This is a genomic window from Leucobacter chromiisoli (assembly GCF_016522505.1).
Taxonomy (GTDB): Bacteria; Actinomycetota; Actinomycetes; order Actinomycetales; family Microbacteriaceae; genus Leucobacter; species Leucobacter chromiisoli.
The window spans coordinates 234,813-259,568 of the sequence record NZ_JAEHOH010000001.1 but is presented as its reverse complement, the minus strand read 5'-3'; the positions used below and the strand labels follow the sequence as shown (position 1 = coordinate 259,568).

Annotated in this window: 19 protein-coding genes, 1 tRNA gene and 1 pseudogene; 11 read left to right on the top strand and 10 right to left on the bottom strand. The window is 72.9% G+C overall.

The annotated features are described in order from the left end of the window. Positions 1-30: 30 nt before the first annotated feature. The 4 genes from phnE to JD276_RS01110 all read right to left on the bottom strand — a co-directional run bounded on the left by phnE (position 31) and on the right by JD276_RS01110 (position 3,862). Entirely contained in the window at positions 31-888 is an 858-nt protein-coding gene (phnE, locus tag JD276_RS01125; RefSeq protein WP_200112904.1) for a phosphonate ABC transporter, permease protein PhnE, read from the bottom strand. 9 nt (positions 889-897) lie between these two features. Then, the gene (locus JD276_RS01120; protein ID WP_233615159.1) at positions 898-1,686 is read right to left on the bottom strand and encodes a phosphonate ABC transporter ATP-binding protein; all 789 of its coding nucleotides are present in this window, start codon (positions 1,684-1,686) and stop codon (positions 898-900) included. Further along, entirely contained in the window at positions 1,686-2,597 is a 912-nt protein-coding gene (locus JD276_RS01115; protein ID WP_200113424.1) for a phosphate/phosphite/phosphonate ABC transporter substrate-binding protein, read from the bottom strand. The genes JD276_RS01120 and JD276_RS01115 overlap by 1 nt, the downstream gene beginning before the upstream one ends. A gap of 68 nt (positions 2,598-2,665) precedes the next feature. Further along, positions 2,666-3,862 carry a TIGR03364 family FAD-dependent oxidoreductase gene (locus JD276_RS01110; RefSeq protein ID WP_200112902.1) on the bottom strand — a complete coding sequence of 399 codons (1,197 nt, stop codon included), beginning with the start codon at positions 3,860-3,862 and terminating at the stop codon, positions 2,666-2,668. Positions 3,863-4,025: 163 nt separating this feature from the next. Between JD276_RS01110 and JD276_RS01105 the strand changes: the two genes are divergently transcribed. Together JD276_RS01105 and JD276_RS01100 are read left to right on the top strand one after the other, a co-directional pair. After that, entirely contained in the window at positions 4,026-4,772 is a 747-nt protein-coding gene (locus JD276_RS01105) for a GntR family transcriptional regulator (RefSeq protein WP_200112900.1), read from the top strand. 127 nt (positions 4,773-4,899) lie between these two features. Further along, positions 4,900-5,601 (top strand): phosphonatase-like hydrolase, encoded by a 702-nt coding sequence (locus JD276_RS01100; protein ID WP_200112898.1) that lies wholly within the window; start codon positions 4,900-4,902, stop codon positions 5,599-5,601. Here JD276_RS01100 and JD276_RS01095 read toward each other — a convergent pair. The 3 genes from JD276_RS01095 to JD276_RS01085 are packed head-to-tail and all read right to left on the bottom strand — an operon-like array spanning position 5,598 to position 7,926. After that, positions 5,598-5,939, bottom strand: a complete 342-nt coding sequence (locus JD276_RS01095; RefSeq protein WP_200112896.1) for a DUF6457 domain-containing protein — start codon at positions 5,937-5,939, stop codon at positions 5,598-5,600. The genes JD276_RS01100 and JD276_RS01095 overlap by 4 nt on opposite strands. Further along, the gene (gene mobA / locus JD276_RS01090; protein ID WP_200112894.1) at positions 5,936-6,649 is read right to left on the bottom strand and encodes a molybdenum cofactor guanylyltransferase; all 714 of its coding nucleotides are present in this window, start codon (positions 6,647-6,649) and stop codon (positions 5,936-5,938) included. Before mobA ends, JD276_RS01095 begins: the two co-directional genes overlap by 4 nt. Further along, positions 6,646-7,926 (bottom strand): molybdopterin molybdotransferase MoeA, encoded by a 1,281-nt coding sequence (locus tag JD276_RS01085; protein ID WP_307866378.1) that lies wholly within the window; start codon positions 7,924-7,926, stop codon positions 6,646-6,648. Before JD276_RS01085 ends, mobA begins: the two co-directional genes overlap by 4 nt. An 87-nt stretch (positions 7,927-8,013) precedes the next feature. On the opposite strand from JD276_RS01085, the gene fdhD reads away from it, so the two are divergent. The 4 genes and pseudogenes from fdhD (at position 8,014) to nrfD (ending at position 14,338) form a co-directional block, all read left to right on the top strand. Further along, positions 8,014-8,877: a formate dehydrogenase accessory sulfurtransferase FdhD gene (gene fdhD / locus JD276_RS01080; RefSeq protein WP_200112889.1), complete on the top strand. Its 864-nt coding sequence runs from the start codon at positions 8,014-8,016 to the stop codon at positions 8,875-8,877. Between the two features lie 9 nt (positions 8,878-8,886). Continuing rightward, positions 8,887-12,201: pseudogene (gene fdh, locus JD276_RS01075) on the top strand (formate dehydrogenase); the annotation flags it as partial. A 62-nt stretch (positions 12,202-12,263) separates the two neighbouring features. Beyond that, positions 12,264-13,247 (top strand): 4Fe-4S dicluster domain-containing protein, encoded by a 984-nt coding sequence (locus JD276_RS01070; protein ID WP_200112885.1) that lies wholly within the window; start codon positions 12,264-12,266, stop codon positions 13,245-13,247. Then, a complete protein-coding gene (nrfD, locus tag JD276_RS01065) occupies positions 13,244-14,338 on the top strand; it encodes an NrfD/PsrC family molybdoenzyme membrane anchor subunit (protein ID WP_200112883.1) in 1,095 nt (364 codons plus the stop codon). Before JD276_RS01070 ends, nrfD begins: the two co-directional genes overlap by 4 nt. A gap of 113 nt (positions 14,339-14,451) precedes the next feature. Here nrfD and selD read toward each other — a convergent pair whose 3' ends face one another. Continuing rightward, positions 14,452-15,447, bottom strand: a complete 996-nt coding sequence (gene selD / locus JD276_RS01060; RefSeq protein WP_200112882.1) for a selenide, water dikinase SelD — start codon at positions 15,445-15,447, stop codon at positions 14,452-14,454. A 256-nt stretch (positions 15,448-15,703) separates the two neighbouring features. Between selD and JD276_RS01055 the strand changes: the two genes are divergently transcribed. After that, entirely contained in the window at positions 15,704-17,560 is a 1,857-nt protein-coding gene (locus JD276_RS01055) for an RNA polymerase sigma factor (protein ID WP_200112879.1), read from the top strand. A 90-nt stretch (positions 17,561-17,650) separates the two neighbouring features. Here the strand turns inward: JD276_RS01055 and JD276_RS16255 are convergent, their stop codons facing one another. Next, the gene (locus tag JD276_RS16255) at positions 17,651-18,319 is read right to left on the bottom strand and encodes a helix-turn-helix domain-containing protein (protein ID WP_200112877.1); all 669 of its coding nucleotides are present in this window, start codon (positions 18,317-18,319) and stop codon (positions 17,651-17,653) included. 344 nt (positions 18,320-18,663) lie between these two features. Here JD276_RS16255 and JD276_RS01045 point away from each other — a divergent pair. The 3 genes from JD276_RS01045 to selB all read left to right on the top strand — a co-directional run bounded on the left by JD276_RS01045 (position 18,664) and on the right by selB (position 22,020). Continuing rightward, a tRNA-Sec gene (locus tag JD276_RS01045) sits at positions 18,664-18,758 on the top strand. Between the two features lie 24 nt (positions 18,759-18,782). Next, positions 18,783-20,189 (top strand): L-seryl-tRNA(Sec) selenium transferase, encoded by a 1,407-nt coding sequence (gene selA, locus JD276_RS01040; protein ID WP_200112875.1) that lies wholly within the window; start codon positions 18,783-18,785, stop codon positions 20,187-20,189. Between the two features lies 1 nt (position 20,190). Next, the gene (gene selB, locus JD276_RS01035; protein WP_200112873.1) at positions 20,191-22,020 is read left to right on the top strand and encodes a selenocysteine-specific translation elongation factor; all 1,830 of its coding nucleotides are present in this window, start codon (positions 20,191-20,193) and stop codon (positions 22,018-22,020) included. Positions 22,021-22,096: 76 nt separating this feature from the next. On the opposite strand, the gene JD276_RS01030 is transcribed toward selB, so the two are convergent. Continuing rightward, positions 22,097-23,350 (bottom strand): helix-turn-helix transcriptional regulator, encoded by a 1,254-nt coding sequence (locus tag JD276_RS01030; protein WP_200112871.1) that lies wholly within the window; start codon positions 23,348-23,350, stop codon positions 22,097-22,099. Positions 23,351-23,479: 129 nt separating this feature from the next. On the opposite strand from JD276_RS01030, the gene fdhA reads away from it, so the two are divergent. Further along, on the top strand, positions 23,480-24,697 hold the full coding sequence (gene fdhA / locus JD276_RS01025) for a formaldehyde dehydrogenase, glutathione-independent (protein WP_200112869.1): 1,218 nt from the start codon (positions 23,480-23,482) through the stop codon (positions 24,695-24,697). Positions 24,698-24,756: the final 59 nt, after the last annotated feature.

The following is a 24,756-nucleotide window of genomic DNA, read 5'->3' as shown; positions in this document are numbered from 1 at the left end:
GCGCGCGACGCCCGGTGGCCGCCGCGCCCGCTACTGCAGGCGCTTGCGGATCCAGGCCGACGCGAGATCGACGGCGACGATCACGACCAGGATGATGATGAGGTAGGTCAGCATCTCGTCGAACTGGAACGTCTTGATCGACTTGTTGATGAGCAGGCCGATACCGCCCGCGCCCACGAGCCCGAGCACGAGCGACGAGCGCACGTTCACGTCGAAGCGGTAGAGCAGCAGGCCCGTGAGCTGCGGCAGCACGCTCGGGAGCGTCGCGTTGGCCACCACCTGGAGGCGGCTCGCCCCCGCGGTGCGCAGCGCCTGCTCGGGGCCGGGGTCGATGTCCTCCATCGCCTCCGACCAGAGCTTGCCCATCACGCCGGTGTTGTGGCAGATCAGAGCGAGCACGCCGGCGAAGGGGCCGAGCCCCACCGCGGTCACGAAGATCAGCGCGAAGACGATGTCGGGCACCGCGCGGAAGAACGACAGGATCCCGCGGGCGAGCTGGTACACGAACGCGTTCGGCGAGGTCGTGCGCGCGCCGAGCACGGCGAGCAGCAGCGCCGTCGGCACCGAGACGGTCGTGCCGAGCAGGCCGATCCAGAGCGTCGTGAGCGCGCCCTGGACTCCGACGCCCACCACCTCGCCGCTGAAATCGGGCGGGATCGCCTCGGCGAGGAAGTTCCACATGCCCTCCGCCCCGGTGGCGAGGGCCTCGGGCCGGAAGTCGGTGGCCCGGAAGGCGACGAGGTGCAGCACGACGAGGACGGCGAGGACCAGCGCCCAGGACCCAGCGCGGACGGGCACCCGGGGGTCGCGCGGCACGCGCAGGCCGCGGTGGTTCCCGGCCCCCGTCGGGGCGGCGGTGGACGTGGCGGTGGAGACGGTGTCGGTCATGTCGGTTCCTCAGAGGTAGAGCGACGCGAGCTCGGCGTCGTCGATGCGGTCGGTGGGCGCGTCGAACACCAGCCGACCGCCGCGCAGGCCGATGACGCGGTGGGCGTACGTGCGGGCGAGGTGCGGCTGGTGCAGCACGGCCGCCACGCCCAGCCGCTCCTGCACGGCGAGCTCGTGCAGGAGCGCCATGACGTCGTCGGCGGCCTTCGGATCGAGGGCCGAGACCGGCTCGTCGGCCAGGATCATGCGCGGCCGCTGGCACAGGGCGCGGGCGATGGCCACCCGCTGCTGCTGCCCGCCCGAGAGGCTGCCGGCACGATCGTGGGCGCGATCGGCGAGACCGACCCGGTCGAGGCAGGCCATGGCCTCCTCCTTCAGGTCGCGGCCGAAGAGCGGCGGGAGGGATCGCCAGGCCGGCAGCCGCGAGAAGCCGCCGGCGCAGACGTTCTGCAGCGCCGTGCGGCGACCGACGAGGTGGATCTTCTGGAACACCGTCGCGGCGGTGCGCCTCGCCTCGGCCCGACGCGGCGCGCTCGCCTCGTTCAGCCGCACGCCCGCGATGGTGATGTCTCCCGAGTCGGCCTCGATGAGCCCGTTCACGGCCCGCAGCGTCGTCGACTTGCCCGAGCCGTTCGCCCCGAGGAAGGCGACGACCTCGCCGGCGCGCACCTGCATGCTCATGTCGTCGAGTACGACGCGGTCGCCGAAGCTCTTCGAGATCGCGCGCACGTCGAGCAGGATCTCGCCGGCCTCGGGCCGCGAGGCCGGCGCCGCCGGAGCGAGGGCCGGGGCGGTCATCACACGTCCTCCTCGGTGAGGCCCATGGTCTCGGCGAGGTCGAAGAGCGGCTGGTAGGTCTCGACCGTGACCGGGATCAGCGGGCCGGCGGGGTCCACGCCGAGGAAGGCGGAGACCTGCTCGACGTCTTCGGCGTCGAGGCTCAGGAGGGCCTCCTCGACGGCGTCCTTGAACTCCTGGGGCAGGTTGTCGCGCACCGTGATCGGGTCGTTCGGGATCTCCTCCGACTCCCAGATCTGGCGGTACTCGCTCGCGTCGAACGTCCCCTCCGCCTCGGCCGTGGCGAGGGTCTGCGAGTTGATCTGGGCGGCGTCGACGGTGCCGTTCACGAGTGCGAGCAGCGCCTCGGGGTGGCCGCCGGCGTAGTCGGCCGTCACCTCGTCCTCGATGCCCGCCTCGGCGAGCGCCGACATCGGGAGCGCGTCGCCCGAGGTGGATCCCGGGCTGCCCAGCGCGAGGGTCCTGCCCGGCAGGTCGTCGATCGTCTCGATGTCGGAATCCTTCGGCACCCAGATGCCGCCGGTGTACGTGGTCGGCTGCCCCTCGGCGTCGCCGAAGGAGGCGAGCGGGACGGCGCCCGCGCGCTCGCTCGCGAACACGAAGCCGAGCGGACCGAACTGGGCGATCTCGAGCGAGTCGTTCTCCATCGCGAGCACCTCGGCCGAGTAGTCCTCGGTGATGGTGACCTCGACGGGGCAGTCGAGCTTCTCGGACAGGGCCTCCGCGAGCACCTGATAGGCGGGCTCGAGGCGCTCGGGATCCTCGTAGGGCAGGATCCCGAAGCGGATCTTGCCGTCGGGGCAGGTGGCCGATGCCTCGCCCGAGGCCTCGGCGCCGGTGCTCGCGCAGCCGGTCGCGCCGAGCGCGAGGGCGCCGAGGGTGAGGGATGCGAGTGCGGTGTTCTTCTTCAGGGTGTGCTGCTTCACGGTGCTCCTTGGGAGTCTGGGCCGGGTGGGCCGGGTGGGTGTCGTGGACGGGGTCAGGAGAGCGCGGCGACGGTGCGCGCCCCGATCCCGAGCCCGGTGGTCATGCCGACCCCGGTCGTCACGGAGACGACCTCGACGCCGGGTTCGGGGGAGGCCCGCAGGATGTCCTGCCTGGCGCTCGTGGCATAGACGCCCTGCCAGCGCTCCAGCACCTCGAGGCCGGGCACGCCGAGGATCGCGGCGGCCTCGTCGAGCAGCAGGAGCGAGCAGCGCTCGTCGAGGAACGGCGGCGCCGAACCGAACGAGAAGTGCGAGTCGCCGACGAGCAGCGTGCCGTCGGCTTGGTGCGTGAACATGACGTTCGCGTCGATCTCGAGCAGATCGGGCCGGGTCTCGGCGAGATGCGCGCGCAGGGCATCGGCGGCGGGACCCGCGAAGGCGCCGTAGCGCAGCATCGAGGTGCCGCTGAGCACGGCCGGCCCGAGCGGAAGCCCCTCGGGGGCGCGTACGCGGGCCATCTGCAGGGCGCACTCGCGCACGTCGCCGGCCTCCGCGAGCTCGGGGAAGAGCCGACCGACGAGGTGCCCGGCCGCGACCACCACGTGGTCGGCCTCGATCCTGCCCCGGTTCGTGTCGACGGCGACGGAGCCCGCACCCCCGGCGTCCAGTCGCGCCTCGACGCCGTGCACGGCGGTGCGGAAGCGCACCTCGCCCCGCTCGTGCGCGTCGACCCACGCGGCGATCCGAGCGACCGCCGAGCGCGGGTCGGCGGTGAGATCGCCCGGGAGCAGAGCAGCGGCCAGGAGCTCCGAGGTCGAGCCGGCGTCCGCGCGGGGGCCGTTCGCGGAGCCCGATCCGGCGATCCCGAGCATCGGCGCCGCCTGGGCGCCCGTCAGCAGGCGCGCGCCCTCGGGGAAGCGCGTCGGGTCGGCGGCGAGCTCCTGCAGCACGGCCTCCTCCGCCGCGCTGCGGGCGACGACGAGCGTGCCGGAGACGCGCGCCTCGACCCCGGCCCGCTCGACGAGGCCCTTCCACACGGGCAGGGCCTCACGGGCGAGCTCCCCGAGCTCGCCCGTCTGCACGGAGGCGCCGACGTGGCCGAAGTTGCGGACGCTCGCAGCGACGGTGGCGGAGTCCTGCTCGATCACGATGACGCGGAAGCCGGCGTCGAGCGCGGCGACGGCGTGGCCGAGGCCGACGATGCCGGCGCCGACGATCACGATCCGGGGCGTGTGGTGCGGGGTGTGCATGGCTCCAGCATGCGTCGATGAAAGAAGTCATGACAACTTCGCTGCGGCCTGTTCGGGCAGTGTTCACGTGAAGCGGCAGTTGGGCGCGTTCACGTTACCGGGTGTTCATCTCGTTCACCCGATCGTCACCGAAAGAAGTCATGACAACTTGTAGTCTGTGAGCATGAGCCAGAACCTGCCACTGCACACGCAGCTGTACGATGCGATGATCCAGCGCATCCGCAGCGGCGCCTGGAAGGAGGGCGACCGGGTGCCGAGCGAGAAGTCGCTCGTCGCCGAGTTCGGCACCTCGCGCGGCCCCGTTCGGCAGGCGCTCGCCAGCCTCCGGGCGGAGGGCATGATCGTCGGCGGCCGCGGCGCCCCGCCCCGCGTGCAGCGCACCGTGCCCGCGCAGTCCTTCGACACGTTCCTCTCCTTCACGGAGTGGGCGCGCAGCATCGACCGCTCCCCCGGGCAGCGCGTGATCGAGGCCTCCCGCCGCCCCGCGACCGAGGAGATCGCGCGCGAGCTCGGGATCGCGCCCGACGAGGCCGTGGTCGAGGTGATCCGGCTCCGCCTGCTCGACGGCGAGCCCGCCATGATCGAGCGATCGGTGCACCCGTTCTGGGTCGGCAGGCACCTGCTCGCGGCCGACCTCGACGGCGGCAGCATCTACCAGACGCTGCTCGCGCTGCACATCGCGCCCGTGCGCGCCAGGCACGTCATCGACGCGGTGGCGGCGCACCCCCTCGACGCCGAGTGGCTCGGAGTCGCCGCCGGCAGCCCGCTGCTGCGCGCCCGCCGCGTCACCCGCGACGAACACGGCGGGGTCATCGAGTCGGCCGACGACCGCTACCTGCCGAGCATGACGACCTTCGTCATCGAGAACACGGCCGAGCACCGCATCCCGCTCACCCGCGAGCCGGCGTGAAGGCCGGGGGCGCGCCCGGCTCGGGTTCTCCCCCGCCCCCTGCCCCTGCCCCTGGCCCTGGCCCTGGCCCTGGCCCGACTTCGGCCCCAGACCCTCGACCCTGACCCTCGACCCCCAAGGAGACACCGTGATCGCGCTCGCAGCCTTCGACATGGCAGGCACCACCATCGACGACCGGGGAGCGGTCTACCGCGCTCTCGAGCGCGCCGTCGTCGAGACGGGGGTGCCGGTCGCCGAGCAGGATCTGCAGGCGTGGATGGGCACCGAGAAGCGGGCCGCGATCACCGCCCTCATCGAGCTGGGCGGCGGCGATCCCGGGGCGCCGGCCGACAAGGTCGATGCGGCCTTCGAGCGCTTCCAGACGATCCTGCACGAGCTCTACGCCGCCGAGCCGCCGGTCGCCGTCGCCGGCGTTCCCGAGGCGATCGCTCGGCTGCGCGCCTCGGGGATCCGCGTCGCGCTCACGACCGGGTTCTCCCGCGACGTGGCGACGGCGATCCTGGACCGGCTGGGGTGGCGGGTGGCGGACGAGGGGGCCGTCTGCACCGTCGACGCGCTCGTCTGCGGCGACGAGGTGGCGCAGGGCCGGCCGGCTCCGTACATGATCCACCGCGCGATGGAGGCGACGGGCGTGCTCGACGTCGCGAGCGTGCTCGTGGCCGGCGACACCGTCGTCGACGTGCGTGCGGGGGTGCACTCGGGAGCCGGGATCACCGTCGGGGTGCTGACGGGAAAGCTCGGCGCCGACGCGTTCTCGGGCCTGCCGTGCACCGTGCTGGGGTCGGTCGCGGAGATCCCGGATCACCTGGCGACGCGCCGAGCCGACTAGGCCGCCGGATCCCACCGGGCGGCGAGCTCGACGAGGCGCCGCGCCTGCTCGGCGAGCACGGTCTCGGGATCCCGCTCGAGGCCGCCTGCGCCCCCTCCCGCGCCATCGGCGCTCGCGGCTGCCGCTCTGCCGACGGCGACGCCGAGCAGGAACGTGCTGAGCGGCGCAGCCGGGCGCGCGACGCCGTGGGCGACGTCGCGCGCCACGTCGAGCACGGTGCCGATCCTGACGTCGCCCGCGTCGAGGCCGAGCTCGGCCGCGGCCGCGGCGAGCCACGCGTCGAGCGCCTCGGGGGGAAGGTGGTTGGGGTTGGGGTTGGGGTTGGGGTTGGTGCTCATCGCGGATCTCCTCGATCGTCGGTCACAGTATGGCGGGGCCCGGCGTCGTCGGCCCCGTCCGGGAGCGACGCCGAAGCGTCTCGATGCCGCTCCCGGCGGGCGCGCTCGAGATCCTCCGCGGTGTCGATGTCGGCCGTCGCGCCCTCGGGCGCCCGCACCTCGCGCACCCGCGCCGCGGCGAAGGCCAGGCGCAGCGGACGGTCGGCGGTTCGCCCGCCGAGCGCATCGATGCCCGCGCGCAGCGCGCTCGCGCGGTAGACGCCGGCGAGCCACTGGGGCCGCCCTGCCGTGTCGAGCAGGCGGATCCCGTCGGGGCCCCGGGCGGGGAGCGCGCCGGTCAGCGCCGCGCAGACGGGGCCGGGGTGCTCGAGGTCGCAGGGCAGCAGCAGCACCCACTCCTCGCGCACGGCGGCGAGCCCGGCGGCGAGCGCCGCGAGCGGCCCCGCGAACGGCGGATCCTCGCGCACCACCGCGTCGGCGAGCTCGCCGGCGCTCTCCGGCCCGACGACGACGCAGCGGCGCGCCCCGGCGGCGCGGGCGGCCGCGAGCACGCGGTCGACGAGCCGGGTCTCCCGCAGCAGGACCGCGGCCTTGTCCACGCCGCCGAGGCGGCTGCCGCGGCCGCCGGCGAGCACCACTGACTCGAAGACCGCGGCTTCGACGACCGCGGCCTCGGAGCCGTCGGTCGCCCGGGTGCCGCCGCCGCTCATCGCGTCACCAGCATCACCGTGACGGTCTCCCCGGCCGCGACGTCGCCGCGCTCGGCGTCCACGAGCGCGTAGCCGTCGGCCGCGCCGTGTCCGCCGACGGCGTGCGAGACGCCGCGCGGGTCCACGACGGGTGCGCAGCGCAGCTCGGGATCCTCGAACACCCGCACGGGGAGCACCTGCAGCCGACCCGGGGCCCCGCGCCAGGCCGCGGCGGCGATCGCCCGCACGCGCGTGCGCTGCAGACGCTCCCGGCCCTGCATCGCGAGGATCGCGGGGCGCACGAAGAGCTCGAAGCCCACGGCCGCGCTCACGGGGTTGCCCGGCAGCGCGAGGAGGAGGGCCCCGCCCGAGAGGCGGCCGGCGCCCTGCGGCCGTCCCGGTCGCACCGCCACTGCCACCTGCCGCACGCCCGGCTCGTCCGCGAGCGCGACGCGCACGATGTCGTGCCTGCCCGGTCCGATGCCGCCCGTCGTCACGACCGCGTCGCACCGCCGCGCGAGGTCGTCGAGCCGCTCGCGCAGGGCGGCGACGTCGTCGGGGCAGCGCACGGTCTCGACCGCCGCGACCCCGCTCTCGCGCAGCAGCCCCGCGATGAGCAGGGAGTTCGACTCGGGGATCTGGCCCCGGACGAGCGGCCCGTCGCCCGTCCGCAGCTCCGAGCCCGTCGTGAGCACGGCGACGCGCGGGGGCCGGTGCACGCTCACCCGCTGCACGCCCGCGGCGGCGAGCGCGGCGATGCGCGCGGCGGTGAGCTCCTGTCCCGGCAGGGCGAGCACCGTCCCGGCGGGCACGTCCTCGCCGCGGCGGCGCACGTTCGCCCCGCGGGGCGCCGCCGCGAGCACGGCGACCGAGGACTCGGCCCAGGGGTGGGGATCCCCGCCCGACCGCCCGGCAGCGGCCCCTGAGGGGTCGCGCGCCCCGTCCACCCGCGTCCGCTCGACGGGCACCACGGCGTCGGCGTCGCCGGGCAGCGGCGCCCCCGTCATGATGCGCACCGCCGCGCCCGGCTCGATCCGGGGATCCTCGGCGCTCCCGGCTGCGACCTCGCCGACGACGCGGAGCACGCGGGGCGTCTCCGTGCTCGCCCCGGCGACGTCGGCGGCGCGCACGGCGTAGCCGTCCATCGCCGAGTTGTCCCAGAGCGGCAGGTCGTACCGCGCCCGGACATCGCGCGACACCGTCGCGCCGAGCGCCTCGGGCGCTCGCAGATCGCACTCGATCTCCGGGGTCGGGGCGACGCGCTCGAGGATCCAGCTCAGGTGCTCTTCCGGGGTCACGGCCACCGCCTCTCGATCGGATTCGCGCGGCTCCGCCGGACGGCGCCGCGGCTTGCCCGGGGTCTCGTTCGATGCTATCCAAGGAGGGTGTCACGAATCGCCGCCCGCCGCCGCGTCACCCGCCTGACCGCGGGCGAGCGGAGAACGTCGCGTCCGGATCAGCTCGCGGTCGAGGAGCCGCTCGAGATCCGGGTGCTCGGGCGACCCCTCGCCGTCACGATGCGCACGCCGGGCAGCGACTTCGAGCTCGCCGCCGGCTTCCTCGCCTCGGAGGGGGTCGTGCGCGCCTCCGACGACTTCGCCACCGCGAGGTACTGCTCCGGTGCGGACGCCGACGGCGCGAACACCTACAACGTGCTCGACGTGACGCTCGCCCCCGGCGTCGCCCCGCCCGACCCGAGCCTCGAGCGCAGCTTCTTCACGACGAGCTCGTGCGGGCTGTGCGGCAAGGCGAGCATCGACGCCGTGCGCACCTCGTCGAGCTTCGAAGTCGCGGCCGACGACCTCGTGATCGACGCGGAGACCCTGGTGGGCCTCCCCGAGGCGCTGCGCGCGGGGCAGGACGTCTTCGAGCGCACCGGGGGCCTGCACGCGGCCGCGCTCTTCGACGGGCGCACGGGCGAGATGCTCGTGCTGCGCGAGGACGTCGGGCGGCACAACGCCGTCGACAAGGTCGTCGGCTGGGCGCTGATGAACGGCAGGTTCCCCGCGCGCGGCTGCGTGCTCATGGTCTCGGGGCGGGCGAGCTTCGAGCTGACGCAGAAGGCGCTCATGGCCGGGATCCCGATGCTCGCGGCCGTGTCGGCGCCCTCCTCGCTCGCCGCCGACCTCGCCGACGAGGCGGGGCTCACGCTCGTCGGCTTCCTCCGGGGACGCTCCATGGTGGTCTACAGCCGGCCCGACCGCGTCGTCGACGCGGGCCTCGGTGACGCCGCCGCGCCCATCCGCTAGGGTGGGGGCATGGCGCGGTTCAGCCCCCTCGAGTGGCCGGTGTTCCGGCAGTTCAGCTCGCCCGACAAGCTCGGGCGGGGCGAGGCCGTCATGTCGCGCAGAACCCGCGAGATCGCGCCGCGCACCTCGACCGCCGACCGCGTCGTGCAGAGCGTCTGCCCCTACTGCGCGGTGGGCTGCGGCCAGAAGGTCTTCGTGAAGGACGAGCGCGTCGTGCAGATCGAGGGCGATCCCGACTCCCCGATCTCCCGCGGTCGCCTCTGCCCGAAGGGCTCGGCGAGCGAGCAGCTGGTCAACTCGGCGAGCCGGCAGACCGAGATCCTCTACCGCGCGCCCCACGCCACCGACTGGCGGAGGCTCTCGCTGGACGAGGCGACCGACATGATCGCCGATCGCTTCATCGAGTCGCGCAGGCGCTGGTGGGAGGACGCCGACGAGCACGGGCGGCCGCTGCGCCGCACCATGGGCATCGCGGCCCTCGGCGGCGCCACGCTCGACAACGAGGAGAACTACCTCATCAAGAAGCTGTTCACGGCTGCCGGAGCGATCCAGATCGAGAACCAGGCCCGCATCTGACACTCCGCCACGGTTCCCAGTCTGGGAGCCTCGTTCGGACGCGGCGGAGCCACGCAGACGCTGCAGGACATGGCCAATGCGGATTGCATCGTCATCCAGGGATCCAACATGGCGGAGTGCCATCCCGTCGGGTACCAGTGGGTGACGGAGGCGAAGGCGCGGGGCGCGCGGATCATCCACGTCGACCCCCGCTTCACGCGGACGTCCGCCGTGGCCGACAAGCACGTCCCGATCCGGGCCGGCTCCGACATCGTGCTGCTCGGCGCGCTCATCAACCACGTGATCGCCAACGATCTGTGGTTCAAGGAGTACGTGCTCGCCTACACGAACGCGGCGACGATCGTGAGCGAGGAGTTCCGCGACACGGAAGATCTCGACGGGCTGTTCTCGGGCTACGACGCCGAGACCGGCACCTACGACCCGTCGAGCTGGGCGTACAAGCGCACGGATCAGGAGGAGTCGGGCCGGGACGGCGCGGACTCCCTCCAGGAGGTGCGGGGCTCGGGCCACCAGTACGGCAGCGGCGGACCCGCGGTCAGCAGCGGCTACGTGCGCGATGAGACGCTGCAGGATCCGCACACCGTATTCCAGATCCTGAAGCGCCACTTCTCGCGCTACACCCCCGAGATGGTGCGCGAGACGTGCGGCATCTCGGAGGAGGACTTCGCGTACCTGGCGCGCTCCGTCACCGAGAACTCGGGGCGCGAGCGCACCACCTGCTTCGCCTACGCCGTCGGCTGGACCCAGCACACGATGGGCGCACAGTTCATCCGCACGGCATCGATCCTGCAGCTGCTGCTCGGCAACATGGGCCGGCCCGGCGGCGGCATCATGGCCCTGCGCGGGCACGCCAGCATCCAGGGCTCCACCGACATCCCCACGCTCTTCAACCTGCTGCCCGGCTACCTGCCGATGCCGACGGTGGCGGCGGAGACGCTCGAGGACTACCTGGGCGGCATCGTCTCGCCCGGGCAGAAGGGGTACTGGGGGCACGCCGACGCCTACACCGTCAGCCTGCTGAAGGCGTGGTGGGGCGATGCCGCCCGCGAGGACAACGACTGGGCGTACGACTACCTGCCGCGCCTCAACGGGCCGCACGGCACCTATCAGACGGTCGCCCGCATGCTCGACGACGAGGTCGACGGCTACTTCGTCTTCGGGCAGAACCCGGCCGTCGGCTCGGCGCACGGGCGCATGCAGCGCCTGGGCATGTCCCGCCTGAAGTGGCTCGTCGTGCGCGACTTCGCGCTCATCGAGACGGCGACGTGGTGGAAGGACGGCCCCGAGATCGAGTCGGGCGAGCTGCGGACGGAGGACATCGGCACCGAGGTGTTCTTCATGCCGGCCGCAAACCACGTCGAGAAATCGGGCACCTTCACGCAGACGCAGCGGATGGTGCAGTGGCGGCACCAGGCGGTGCAGCCGCCGGGCCAGGCGCAGAGCGAGCTCGACTTCTTCTACGAGCTGGGCAGGCGCATCCGCGCCAAGCTGGCCGATTCGACCGACGAGCGGGATCGCCCGCTGCTCGACCTGACCTGGGACTACCCGCTCGACGCCCACGGCAACCCCGAGCCCGAGGCCGTGCTGGCCGAGATCAACGGCCGCCACCTCACCGGCGAGCGCGCGGGGCAGCCGCTCTCCGCGTACACCGAGATGCGCGCGGACGGATCCACCGACGGCGGCTGCTGGATCTACACCGGCGTGTACGCGGACGGCGTCAACCACGCGGCGCTGCGTCCGGCGAAGGAGGAGCAGGATCAGATCAATCCCGACTGGGCGTGGGTCTGGCCGGCGAACCGTCGCATCCTCTACAACCGCGCATCGGCGGATCCCGAGGGCCGGCCCTGGAGCGAGCGCAAGAGGTACGTGTGGTGGGACGGGGATCGCGAGCGCTGGGTCGGCGACGACGTGCCCGACTTCCCGGCCGATCTCGCCCCCGACGCCCGCCCGGCTCCCGGCGCCAGCGGCCCGGAGGCGCTCTCGGGCATCGACCCCTTCATCATGCAGTCCGACGGCAAGGGGTGGCTGTACGCGCCGAAGGGCCTCGTCGACGGCCCGCTGCCCGCGCACTACGAGCCGCAGGAATCACCCGTGCGCAACCCGGTGTACCGCCAGCAGCGCTCGCCGACCCGGGTCACCATGGCGCGCCCCGACAACCTGAGCGCGCCGAGCGACGACGAGCGCGGCGCGGGCGTCTATCCCTACATGTTCACCACCTACCGCCTCACCGAGCACCACACCGCGGGCGGCATGAGCAGGTGGCTGCCCTACCTCGCCGAGCTGCAGCCCGAGATGTTCTGCGAGGTCTCGCCCGAGCTGGCGGAGGAGTGCGGGCTCGAGCCCTACGGCTGGGCGACGCTGATCTCCCCGCGCGCGGCGATCGAGGCGAAGGTGCTGGTCACGGACCGCGTGCGGCCGCTCCGGATCGACGGCGGCACCGTGCATCAGATCGGGCTCCCCTACCACTGGGGCGTGGGCACCGACGCGGTCGTGAGCGGCGACGCGGCCAACGACCTGCTGGGTGTCGTGATGGATCCCAACGTGCTGATCCAGGAGTCGAAGGCCGGGTCGTGCGCCATCGTCCCCGGCCGGCGCCCGCGCGGCCGGGCGCTGCTGGACCTGGTCGCCGAGTACCGGGAGCGCGCGGGAGTGACCGTGGAGACCGGAATGCGGCCGCGCGATCCCGAGCGCGACTACGCTGGAGAGGAGCAGTGGCCCGAGGTCTCGCCCGGCGACGACGAGGGCTCCGGCGTCCACGACCGCGAGGACGGCGGAGCCGGGGCTCCGCACGACGAGGAGGGAGGATCCGGATGACCGGTCTCACCGAATCCGCGGGCCACGTCGCGCAGCACGACCACGGCCCGCGCCAGGGGTTCTTCACCGACACCTCGATCTGCATCGGCTGCAAGGCCTGCGAGGTGGCGTGCAAGGAGTGGAACCGCAACCCGCACGACTCGGACTGGGAGCTGCTCGGCTCGTCGTACGACAACACCGGCGGGCTCGGCGCCGACACCTGGCGGCACGTGGCGTTCGTGGAGCAGGACGGCGAGAGGATCGAGGAGGCCCGCGAGAGCGGACGCCGGCTCGTGAGCCTCGGGATGCCGACGGTGCGCAAGGATCCCGAGGATCTCGGTGACGTCGACACGACGCCACCGGACACCCCCGACTTCCGGTGGCTCATGTCGTCCGACGTGTGCAAGCACTGCACCAACGCCGGCTGCCTCGACGTCTGCCCGACCGGCGCCCTCTTCCGCACCGAGTTCGGCACCGTCGTGGTGCAGGAGGACATCTGCAACGGCTGCGGCACCTGCGTCGCCGGGTGCCCGTTCGGGGTGATCGAGCGCCGCAAGGACGGGATCGCCGCACCCAAGACCAACCGCGACTTCGTGCCCGGCGAGCAGGCCCCCACCCCCAACGCGGGCGTCGCCCAGAAGTGCACGCTCTGCTACGACCGCCTGACCGACGGGCAGACGCCGGCCTGCGCGCAGGCCTGCCCCACGACGTCGATCAAGTTCGGCAGCCACGAGGAGCTCGCGAAGATCGCGCGTGCCCGGGTGCGCGAACTGCACCGGCAGGGACTCGCCGAGGCCCGCCTCTACGGCGCCAACGAGAAGGACGGCGTCGGCGGCACCGGCTCGATCTTCCTGCTGCTCGACGAGCCGGAGGTCTACGGCCTGCCCCCGGATCCGCGCGTGGCGACCGCCGATCTCCCCCGCATGTTCAAGCGCGCCGGCCTCGCAGCGCTCGGCATGCTGGGGGCCGTCGCGCTCGCGTTCCTGGGAGGCCGACGGTGACCCTCTCCGAGTACGACGGCTACCGACCGCCCGAGAAGCCGCGCCGTTCCGGCGGCCGGCGCAAGCGCCGGGGCGGCGGAACGGGCCCCGGCGGAGCGGACGGATCCCGCGAGATGGCCATGGTGCCCGAGGCGGAGTTCGCCTCGTACTACGACCGGCCGATCGTGAAGCCGCCGCCGTGGGAGGAGCCGATCGGGATCTACCTGTTCCTCGGCGGCGTGGCCGGCGGCTCATCGCTGCTCGCCGCGGGAGCCCAGTTCACGGGCAACGAGAAGCTGCGCCGCAACAGCCGCCTCGCGGCGATCGGCGCCGCGGGTCTCGGCGCGGTCGCGCTGATCGTCGACCTCGGCCGCCCGGAGCGCTTCCTCCACATGTTCCGCACGTTCAAGATCACCTCGCCGATGAGCGTGGGATCCTGGATCCTCGGCGCCTTCAGCGCCGGCGCCGGTGTGGCTGCGGCGGCGGAGGTCGACCGCATGACGCGCCGGCGACTCCCGCTCGGCCCGCTGCGCAAGCTGCTGAACCTCGCCGAGAAACCGGCGGGCGTCGTCTCCGCGGCGTTCGCCGCGCCCCTCGCCGCCTACACGGGCGTGCTGCTCTCGGACACCGCGAACCCGACCTGGAATGCGGCGAAGGAGGACCTGTCGTTCGTGTTCGTGAGCTCCGCGAGCCTCGCGTCGGGCGGCCTCGGCATGATCACGACGCCGGTCGAGGACGCGAGGCCGGCGCGGATGCTGGCGGTCGTCGGCTCGGCCGCCGAGCTCGCCGCCTCCGAGTTCATGGAGCGCCGCATGGACCCGGTGGCCGCCGAGCCGCTGCACCAGGGGCGCGCCGGGCGGATGCACGCCTGGAGCAAGCGCCTTGCCGCCGTCGGCGGCGCGGGGGCGCTGTTCGCGGGGCGCAGCCGGGTCGTCGCCGTCGCCTCGGGAGCGGCGCTGCTCGCGGCGTCGGCGCTGACCCGCTTCGCGGTGCTGCACGCCGGGCTCGAGTCGACCAAGGATCCGCGCTACGTCATCGAGCCGCAGAAGCGCCGGCTCGAGGCGCGCCGCCGCGCGGGAAAGATCGACGACTCGATCACCACCGCGGGGTGATCGCGGGCCGGATCCCGAGCGGGCGGGGCGAGACCGGGGTCGCACATGCACGGATAGAGGGCCGGTATCCGCACTTATGCGTCCCCAATTCTGCGATCTCCGGCCAGGGTCGCTCAGGGGCGGATCGTGATGCCGGATCCCGCCGTCGTCTCGCCGATCACCGGGTAGCCCGGCACCTCGCCCACCACCAGGAGGCCGCCCGACGTCTGCGCATCGGCGAGCAGTACCAGCTCCTCCTCCGAGAACGTCCCCTCCACGTCGAGGTGCGGGCGCACCCAGTCCAGGTTGCGGCGCGAGCCGCCCGGGATGAAACCCTCGTCGAGCGAACGCCTGGCCCCCTCGACGAGCGGCACGGCGCTCGCGTCGACGACGGCGCCGACGCCCGAGGCTCGGCACATCTTGTAGAGGTGCCCGAGCAGCCCGAAGCCGGTGACGTCGGTCGCCGCTCTGACCCCGGCCGCGACCGCCGCACGCGATGCCTCGCGATTGAGCTGCACCATCTGCGCGACGGCGTGCTCGAACACCTCGCCGGTGCGCTTGTGCCGGTTGTTCAGCACACCCACGCCGATGGGCTTGGTGAGGGTGAGCGGCAGGCCCGGCTCGGCGGCGTCGTTGCGCATCAGGCGCGCGGGATCGACCACGCCGGTGACCGCCATGCCGTACTTCGGCTCTGGGTCGTCGATCGAGTGGCCGCCCGTCACCGGGCAGCCCGCCTCCGCAGCGACGTCGAGGCCGCCGCGCAGCACCTCGGTGAGCAACTCCATCGGCAGCGTCTCGCGCGGCCAGCCGACCAGGTTGAGCGCCGAGATGGGCGTGCCGCCCATCGCGTAGATGTCGGAGAGCGCGTTCGCGGCGGCGATGCGCCCCCAGTCGTAGGCGTCGTCGACGACGGGCGTGAAGAAGTCGGTGGTGGAGAGGATCGCCAGGTCGTCGCGCACGAGCACGGCCGACGCGTCGTCCCCGTCGTCGAGGCCGACCAGCACGCTCGCCGAGGTCTGACCGACGAGACCGCGGACAGCCTCCTCGAGCTCGCCCGGCGGGATCTTGCAGGCGCAGCCGCCTCCGTGCGCGTAACCGGTCAGTCGGGTGGGATCCTGCGCTGATGCCATGCCCCGAGACTACCCCGGAGTCCGGGTCCGATACGCGCTCCGGATGGGTGTCCGGCGGCGCCGACGAACCGGGCGTGACCTCGCCGGACCGGCTTGCGAGTACGCGTACACCGAGAAGTGACGCAGGCCTTGCAGCGAATGTCCTTCGAACCGGGGAGAACCCCGGCTGTATCATCTGACTGGAAAATGGGCGAGGGATGATCGAGCGCGGTCCGGGCATCGGAGCTGATCGTCTCGGGAGCGATTCGGGGACCCCGTGACACACCTTCGGACGACGGCGTCGAACGACGATGAACTTCTCGCACGGTTGCGAGAGGGCGACGACGAGGCCTATACGGAACTCTGGCGCCGCCACATCGCTGCGGCGCTCGGAGCGGCGCGACGACTCATCCCGGACCATGCAGAAGATCTCGCCTCCGAAGCATTCCTCGCCGTGTATCACCAGGTGACCGTTGCTCGAGGAGGACCGACGTCGTCGTTTCGCGCCTATCTCCTCACGACGATACGCAACACGGCGATGCGGTGGCGACGGGAGCGCGAGGTGGTGGTCAACGTGGCCGCGGCCGAGCACTTCGATCTTCTCGCCGGGCGGGAGGAGGAGAGCCCGCTCGATCTTCTGACCGCGGAATCCACCGCCTCCGAACTCCTCGATTCGATCACGGCGCTCCCCGAGCGATGGCAGCGCGTGCTCTGGCTCACGGAGGTCGAGGGAGCGAGTCGCTCGCAGATCGCGCTCGAGCTCGGCATCAAGCCGAACGCGGTTTCCGTGCTCTATCGCCGCGCGCTCGGCGGGCTGCGGATGGAATGGCTCGCACAGCAGATCCCCGTCGAGCTCAGAAACGACGAGGCGCACGTCGCGCACCTGCTGCCCCGGTTCATCGTCGATGGACGAGCCGACGGGATCGCGCGTCGGATACAGGTGCATCTGGCGGAATGCGGCACCTGCGCAGCGCTCGACGCCAGCCTCCGAGACGGGTATGCGCAGATGCGCAAGATCACGCTCTCCCTTGCCGGTTTCGCCGCGCTGGGCGGCACGATTCCCGCCGCGTTCACATCCGCAGCGGCCGGCACCGCAGCCGCCGTCACCGCCACCGGACTGGTGGCCTTCGCTGTAGCCGCGAGCTTGAGCATCTTCGCAGTAGGCGGTGCGGTTCTCCCCGAGATGCTGCGAACCTCATCCGCTCGGTATGCGGCAGAATCCGGCGGCGGTTCCACGACAGGATCCGGTAACCGAGCCGAACGCTCGGGCAGCGAGAACAGCGCAGCTGCGCCGGCGCGCAGTTCCTCGGACTCCCGGAGCGACCCGACCGAACCCGAGCCGGACGCCGAGGCCTCGACCGGACGCCACGTCACCGATCCCGCCATCGCAGAGGTCGACTTCGTCGACAACACCTACGTGTCACCCGAGAGGCCGAAACCGCAGCATGAGGCGCCGGGGCCCCGCGAGGAGCCGCCGAACGACGACGGTTCATCGTTCTCGACAGGAATCGAGTCGCCCGACACCCAGAGCGGCTACCTCGCACCGAGCATCACCGGCAGAACCCTGCCCGGCGCAGAAGTCATCGTCGAAACGGGCGCGGAAACGAGCGCGGGCCCGCAGCGATACCTCGCCGTCGTGCAGCCCTCGGGCGAGTGGCTCTTCGATTTCGGGCAGCTGTACTCCGAGAAGGCGGGAACGTACAGCTACCGGGTGTGGGCATCCGCGAACGGACTGGTCTCATCCGCCGACGTGGGCGAGTTCGTGCTGCTGGAGCCGACGATCACCGGATTCGAATCGGTCTCACCCTTCGAGATCATGCCCGCCGATGAGGCGGCGCTCACCGGGATCGTCTTCAGCGCAACCGGGGCGGCGAACGGGGAGATGTGTCTCGATTCGGTGTACGCTGGCCAGTCCGCCCGCATCCCGCTCGATGCCTCGGGGAGAGCAACCAAACGGCTCCGTATGCTCGAACCGGGAACGTACTACTTCGCCTTCCGGGCCTGCGACGACGATTCCCGAGGCCCGGCATTCGAAACGTTCGTCGACGTCGGCGATCCCGACTCCCCCGCATGGAGCCCGTTCGGGAACGATCCGGCGCTCACGGAGTTCGTGCTCGACGACGCCGCAGGCTGACCTCGCAGGCGGACAGCTGAGAACGCGGGTTCGATTCCCGTCGGCCCTCCGCTGGAACCCCTGCCTCACGGCGCGGGTCGATCCGCGCGCTCAGACACGGACGGCGGACGGCGCGGGCAGCCCGACCGCCGACATCGCCCGAGCCAGGCTCGACCCGCTGCTGAAGCCCACGAACTGCGCGATCTGGGTGATGCTCAGCCCGGCATAATCGGGATCGCCGAGCATCTTCCTCGCCTGCTCCACTCGCACCCTGCGCAGCTCGCGCCTGATGGTGGTGCCGCGTTTGCGGAACTCGCGTTCCAGCTGGCGCAGCGAGATGTTCACCTCCTCGGCGATCGCCACGGCAGTCAGCTCGGGATCCGAGTGCTGGGCCACGATCACCGATATGGCGAGCGGGAAGGTGGTCTGCGTCTGCGGCACGCGCGCAGCTCGGGAAGCGCCGAGGAGCAGCCCCTGCAGCATCTCCTGCAGGAGTCGCTCGACGTAGTAGCTGGTGAACCCGGAGACCTCGTTCGCGGATCCCTCGAGCATTCGAGCTGCGAACGCCGCCACCGGCGGCAGCAGCATCGATTCCCTCGGGACTCGCTGAACCCCGCTTGCGGGCCACACGGCGCGCACGTCGCCGAGCACCTCGACCGGAACCGCGATGGTCAACAGCTCGCACGCGATTCCGCTGCGCAGTTCTCCAGCAGCGCTCGACAGCAGGAATGCTGCGTCGCCGGCGGTGAGCTCGAGACTCACGTCGCCGCTGTCGATCACCAGACCTCCATGGCGAACTACGTGCAGCCTCAGCTGCTCCTGCGGTCGCGGTGTCTGCGATCGAGCCGCAGGCCGGTTCCGGAATCCGCGAGTCGCTCGCTCCGTCGGTCGAACGTGCCTGAGATGGACTTCCGAGAGGCCGAAGACCGCGCTCTGCAAGCCCGCATCATCCATCTTCGTTCCTTACGTTGCCCTGAACAATGTGTCCAGAAGATAGAGAGCCCGCCCGACGTTGAAAGTGACGCAAGCCGCGTACTGGGGAGCACATACGGCTCCGCGAACGCACGTCTGCGTCCCGCTCCGCTCGGCTCGTGCGCTCCGTCGCCGATGCTAGGGTTCCAGGTGGAGGCGTCCGTGTCCTGGTGGGCGCCCCGGTCTTCAACACCGGTGAGATCGAGCATCTCGGTCTGGCGGGTTCGATTCCCGTCCGCCTCCGCCAGACGTTCAGGGATGCGAGGGATCGATGGGGATCGAGGATCAGCGGCGGCGGATCCCCCGCACCGACCACCTGCTGAGCCTCTCCGCGGTGACCGAGGCCCGCACGCGGCTCGACGAAGCCGAGATCCGGGCGGTGATCGCCGCGCAGCAGGAGCTCGCCAGAAGCGGCGCCATCGCCGCGGAGCAGGTGGAGCCCGCGGTCGAGCGCGAACTGCGCGGGCGCCGCACCCTCTCGCTGCGACCGGTGCTCAACGCCACCGGCGTCGTGGTGCACACCAACCTCGGCCGGGCGCCGCTGTCGGCCGCGGCGCGGGAGGCGATCGGGGAGGCGGCCGGCTACGTCGACGTGGAGATGGACCTCGGCAGCGGCAAGCGCAGTTCTCGCGGCGCGGGCGCGCGCGAGGCGCTGCTGCGGGCGTGCCCCGATGCCGAGGACGCGCTGATCGTGAACAACGGGGCGGCGGCGCTGCTGCTCGCGGTCACCGCGTTCTGCACCGGCCCGGGGGATGCCGCGGGGCCCCGCGAGGCGGTCGTGAGCCGGGGCGAGCTCGTGGAGATCGGCGCCGGCTTCCGCCTGCCCGAGCTGATGACGGCGGCGGGGGCCCGGCTGCGCGAGGTCGGGACGACCAACCGCACGCACGCGGACGATTACGCGGAGGCGATCGGCGACGCCACCGGCTGCCTGCTCAAGATCCACCCCAGCAACTTCCGGGTGCACGGGTTCACCGCCGAGGTCGGTATCGCCGCGCTGCGCCGTCTCGCCGACGAGCACGGCCTGCCGCTCGTCGCCGATCTCGGCAGCGGCCTGCTGCACCCCGATCCGGCGCTGCCCGACGAGCCCGACATCTCGAGCGCACTGCGCGCCGGCGCAGACGTCGTGATCGCGAGCGGCGACAAGCTGTTCGGCGGCCCGCAGGCGGGCCTCCTGCTCGGGCGCCGCGAGGCGATCCGGCGCCTCGCCCGGCACCCGCTCGCCCGCGCGGTGCGGAGCGACAAGCTCGCCCTCGCCGCGGTGGAGGCCACGCTGCGCGGGCCGGAGCCGCCGGTATCGGTGGCGCTGCACGCGGATCCGGCGCGCCTGCGCGAGCGGACCGAGCGCCTCGCGGATCGTCTCGCGGAGGCGGTGCACCGCCGCTTCGCGGTCGTACCCCACGACGGACGGGTCGGGGGCGGGGGTGCTCCCGGCGTTCCGCTCGCCGGCTGGGCGCTCGAGCTGCCGGAGGCCGCGGCGGAGCGCCTGCGCGCGGGGACGCCCGCCGTCGTCGCGCGGGTGCGGCAGGATCGGTGCCTGGTGGATCCGAGGTGCGTTCCCGAGAGCGATGACGACGCCCTCCTCGCGTGCCTCGTCGAGGCGCTGGGCGGCGCCGAACGCGAAGCGGGACCAGACGGCGCGCCTTCGGGGATCGGCGGCGCGCCCGTCGGGCGGCGCTGAGATGTACGTCGTCGCGACCGCGGGTCACGTCGATCACGGCAAGTCGACGCTGGTGCGCGCGCTCACCGGCATGGAGCCCGACCGGCTCGCCGAGGAGCAGCGGCGCGGCCTCACCATCGACCTCGGCTTCGCCTGGACCGCCCTGCCGTCGGGACGCGAGGTGGCGTTCGTCGACGTTCCGGGCCACGAGCGCTTCATCGCCAACATGCTCGCGGGCGTCGGGCCCGCCCCGGTCGTGTGCTTCGTGGTCGCCGCGGACCAGGGCTGGCAGGCCCAGTCGACCGACCACCGCGACGCCCTGGCCGCCCTGGGCGTCGCGCACGGACTGGTCGTCATCTCCCGCGCCGACCGCGCCTCGCCCCAGCGCCTCGCGGAGACGAGGGCGGAAGTGCGGGCGCGGCTCTCCGGCACCCCGCTCGAGCGCGCACCCCTGGTGACGGTGGCGCTGCCCGAGGGGGCGGGATCCCGGAGCACCGGCCTCGACGAGTTCGCGCGCCGCCTCGACGAGGTGCTGGCCGGCACGCCGGCGCCGGATCCTCGCGCCCGCCTGCGCCTGTGGGTGGACCGCTCCTTCAGCATCACCGGCTCGGGAACCGTCGTGACCGGCTCGCTCACGGCGGGTGCGCTGCGCCGGGGGGATCAGCTGCAGATCGTCGGAGAGGCGGGCACGCGAACGGCCACCGTGCGCGGCCTGCACAGCCGGGGCTCCTCCGAGACGGTCGTCGAGCCGAACGCGCGCGTCGCGGTGAACCTGCGCGAGACGAGCACCAGGGAGGTGGGGCGCGGGGACGCGCTCATCGCGCCGGGATCGTGGCCGGTGGTGGCGACGGTCGATGTCCGCCGCACGACGGGCGCCGACCTCGCCGAGGCGCCGCAGCAGCTCGTGGCGCACATCGGCACGGCGGCGACCCCCGCCCGCCTCAGGCCCTTCGACGGGGACCACGCGAGGCTCGTCCTGCAGCGGAGCCTGCCCCTGGGGGTCGGCGACCGGCTCGTGCTGCGGAACCCGGGGAGTCGCTCGGTGCTCGCCGGTGCGCTGATCCTCGACGTCGACCCTCCCGAGCTGAGGCGCCGCGGCGACGGCGCGCGCCGGGCCGCCGCGCTCGCGAGCCGGCCCGCGGCGGGCGACCCCGCGGCCGAGGTCGCCCGCCGCGGCGCGGTGCGGCCCGAGCGGCTGCGCTGGTTCGGCCTCACGGGTCTCGAATCGGCGCCGGCGGGCGTCGCGGAGATGCGGGGCGCCGGCACCTGGTGGGTGCACCCGCCGACGCTCGAGGCATGGGCCGCGACCCTGCGCCGAGCGGTGGAGCGCAAGCTGCGCGAGGAGCCGCTCGCCCCCGGCCTGACCGAGGGGGCCGCGGCGGAGCTGCTGCTCGGGCAGGATCCCCCGCTGCCCGACCGCGGGCTGCTGCCGCTGGTGGTGCGCGCCGCACGCCTGGAGTCGGAGCGCGGGGCCCTCCGCCCGCCGGGGCACCGCACCGACCTCGGCGAGGCGGAGCAGGGCGTGGCGGAGCTCGAGCGACGGCTCGGTGCGCGGCCGTTCGCCGCCCCCGAGGCCGACGAGCTGACCGCGCTGAGGCTCGGCCCGCAGCAGCTCGCGGCCGCCGAGCGCGCCGGGCGGCTGCTGCGGCTGGGCGGGGGCGTGATCCTGCTCCCGCAGGCGCCCGCCCTGGCGATGCGCCGTCTCTCGGCCCTCGAGCAGCCGTTCACCGCGAGCCGGGCCCGGCAGGCGCTCGACACCACGCGGCGAGTGGCGATCCCGCTGCTCGAGCACCTCGACTCGCGGGGCTGGACCCGCCGCGTCGACGGCACGCGCCGCTCCGTCGTGCGGTGATGCGGCGCCGCGGAGCAGGAGTGGCCACGGTGCGGTGATGCCGCGCCGCGGTGCGGGCACTGCCCGCAGTGCCGCGTCAGGTCTGCTGCTGCGCCAGCACGAGCGAGATCACCTCGGCCCGCGACCCCGCGCCGAGCTTCTCCAGGATGCGCGAGACGTGGAACTTCACGGTGTTCTCGCTGATCCCGAGCTGCCCCGCGATCGCCCGGTTGCTGTAACCGGCCACCAGCAGATCCGCCACCTCGATCTCTCGCGGGCGCAGCCGAGCCAGCGCCGAGGAGGCGGCGCTGGCGCGCGGCGGATCGAGCGGGATCACGATGGTGAGCGCCGTGCCCCACCCCGAGGTGGCCTCGACCGTCAGCTGACCGGCCAGCGCCTGCACCCGGTGCTCGGCGGCACGGGTGAGCACCTCGCCCATCCTCCGGGTGCCGGGGCCGTCGTCGCGCAGGTACATGAGCAGGTTGACCCCGTCGCAGTCCCAGCGCACGCGCACGCGGGTGACCCCGGGCACCTCGGCGAGATCGAGCAGCACGCGCCGGGCGATCGCGCGGACTCCCCTCGCCACCTCGTCCGGCAGCGGCCGGCCGTCGTCCGGGGGCGCGACGAACTGCAGGGAGATGTCCCGGTACTGGGTGAGCGCGAGGAGCTCGCTCTTCAGCCGGGCGAACGCCGTGGTGACCGGCTCCTCGGTCAGGGAGCGGACCTGCTCGGTCGCGGCCCGCAGGCGCCTGAAGCCCGTGTTCGCGAGGGCGATCGCGGCCTCCCGGGCCTCGCGGTCGCCGAGCCGGTCGGACCGCAGCGTGGTCGACAGCTCCCCCAACAGGCCCGCGTACTCGTCCGAGAGCTCGGTCAGCGCCTTGATGCGCGTCCCCGCCGTCGCCCGGGCGTGCTGCAGGTACCCGGGCGTCGCCTCGTCGGCCCGCTCCTGCACGTGCAGCGAGATGATGTTCCAGAGGCTGAGCACGGCGTCGGGCCTCTCGAGCGGCCCCGGATCGGCGATCACGAGGAGCACGCCGTTGCGGGAGAGCACCTGCAGCGTCTCGCGCTCCGCGCCGTCGACCACGATCGGCGCGCGCTGCACCCCCTCGAAGCTCGCCGCCTCCTGCTTGAGCCGGTCGAGGTCGAGCCCGCGGACGCCGCGAATGAACGAGGTGTCGCCCGTGCCCTGCAGCCGCCCTCCCCCGATGTCGGCCGCGAGCGTGACCAGGGCGGAGTGGCGCACCACCGGCGCGAGCAGCCCCGAGAGCCCGTGCACCATCGAGCCCAGCGGAGTCGTCAGCACCTCGGAGAGGCGCCGCAGGAGCCCATCGTCGGGCGCAGCCTGAGCCATGCCCCCAGCCTACCCGGAGAGAGCTACCCGAAGGTATGGCTTTGGCCCGCCCTGAGAGCTATTGAGGCGCCGTTCGCCGCACGGGAGACTCGTGGCAGTGGTGTACCGCCACCCGAGGAGAGGACGAGGATGTCTGGAAACAGAGCTGTTGCGTACAAGGGCCCGGGAGTCGTCGAGGTCATCGACACCGCGTATCCGGAATTCGAGCTGAAGGACGGGCCGGGCGTCAACCCGGCGAACGTCGGCCGCAAGGTGCCGCACGGGGCGATCCTGCGAACGGTCGCCACCAACATCTGCGGCTCCGACCAGCACATGGTGCGCGGGCGCACCACCGCCCCCGAGGGGCTGGTGCTCGGCCACGAGATCACCGGCGAGGTCGTCGAGGTGGGGCCCGACGTGGAGTTCATCAAGGTCGGGGACATCGTCTCCGTTCCGTTCAACATCGCCTGCGGTCGCTGCCGCAACTGCAAGGAGGGCAAGACGGGGATCTGCCTCAACGTCAACCCCGATCGCCCCGGCAGCGCGTACGGCTACGTCGACATGGGCGGCTGGGTCGGCGGCCAGGCCGAGTACGTGCTCGTACCGTACGCCGACTGGAACCTGCTGAAGTTCCCCGATCGCGATCAGGCGCTCGAGAAGATCCTCGACCTGACCATGCTGTCCGACATCTTCCCCACGGGGTTCCACGGCGCCTACACCGCCGGGGTGAAGCCCGGATCCACGGTGTACGTGGCGGGCGCAGGGCCGGTCGGCATCGCGGCGGCCGTCGGCGCGCAGCTGCTGGGCGCCGGCGTCGTCATCGTCGGCGACCTCAACGAGGAGCGCCTCGAGCGGGCCCGCTCGATCGGCTGCGAGACGGTCGATGTGTCGAAGGACGATCCGCGCGATCAGATCGAGCAGATCCTGGGCGTTCCCGAGGTGGAGTGCGGCGTCGACGCCGTCGGCTTCGAGGCGCGCGGCCACGGATCCGATGCGAGCCACGAGGCCCCGGCGACGGTGCTGAACTCGCTGATGGACCTCACGGAGGCGGGCGGTGCGCTCGGCATCCCCGGTCTCTACGTCACGGGAGATCCGGGCGGCGTGGACGAGGCGGCGAAGGTGGGATCCCTGTCGATCCGCCTCGGCCTCGGCTGGGCGAAGTCCCTGTCGTTCACCACGGGCCAGTGCCCCGTGATGCGCTACAACCGCCAGCTCATGCAGGCGATCCTGCACGACAAGGTGCAGATCGCGAAGGCGGTCAACGCGACGCCGATCTCGCTGGAGGACGCGCCTCGCGGCTACGCCGAGTTCGACCAGGGCGCGGCGAAGAAGTACGTGCTGAATCCGAACGGCTACATCACGGCGTGAGGGATCGCCGGGGCTCGCGAGCCGGGCCCCGGAGGCCTTCCCCCTCCCTCCGGGCCGAG

What these genes read in the sequence shown, in the direction of transcription:
- selD (WP_200112882.1), bottom strand. Translation starts at nt 15,447, where the DNA reads ATGGCATCAGCGCAGGATCCCACCCGACTGACCGGTTACGCGCACGGA.
- fdhA (WP_200112869.1), top strand. Translation starts at nt 23,480, where the DNA reads ATGTCTGGAAACAGAGCTGTTGCGTACAAGGGCCCGGGAGTCGTCGAG.
- JD276_RS01095 (WP_200112896.1), bottom strand. Translation starts at nt 5,939, where the DNA reads ATGAGCACCAACCCCAACCCCAACCCCAACCCCAACCACCTTCCCCCC.
- JD276_RS01030 (WP_200112871.1), bottom strand. Translation starts at nt 23,350, where the DNA reads ATGGCTCAGGCTGCGCCCGACGATGGGCTCCTGCGGCGCCTCTCCGAG.
- phnE (WP_200112904.1), bottom strand. Translation starts at nt 888, where the DNA reads ATGACCGACACCGTCTCCACCGCCACGTCCACCGCCGCCCCGACGGGG.
- JD276_RS01070 (WP_200112885.1), top strand. Translation starts at nt 12,264, where the DNA reads ATGACCGGTCTCACCGAATCCGCGGGCCACGTCGCGCAGCACGACCAC.
- selA (WP_200112875.1), top strand. Translation starts at nt 18,783, where the DNA reads ATGGGGATCGAGGATCAGCGGCGGCGGATCCCCCGCACCGACCACCTG.
- mobA (WP_200112894.1), bottom strand. Translation starts at nt 6,649, where the DNA reads ATGAGCGGCGGCGGCACCCGGGCGACCGACGGCTCCGAGGCCGCGGTC.
- JD276_RS01120 (WP_233615159.1), bottom strand. Translation starts at nt 1,686, where the DNA reads ATGACCGCCCCGGCCCTCGCTCCGGCGGCGCCGGCCTCGCGGCCCGAG.
- JD276_RS01110 (WP_200112902.1), bottom strand. Translation starts at nt 3,862, where the DNA reads ATGCACACCCCGCACCACACGCCCCGGATCGTGATCGTCGGCGCCGGC.
- JD276_RS01105 (WP_200112900.1), top strand. Translation starts at nt 4,026, where the DNA reads ATGAGCCAGAACCTGCCACTGCACACGCAGCTGTACGATGCGATGATC.
- selB (WP_200112873.1), top strand. Translation starts at nt 20,191, where the DNA reads ATGTACGTCGTCGCGACCGCGGGTCACGTCGATCACGGCAAGTCGACG.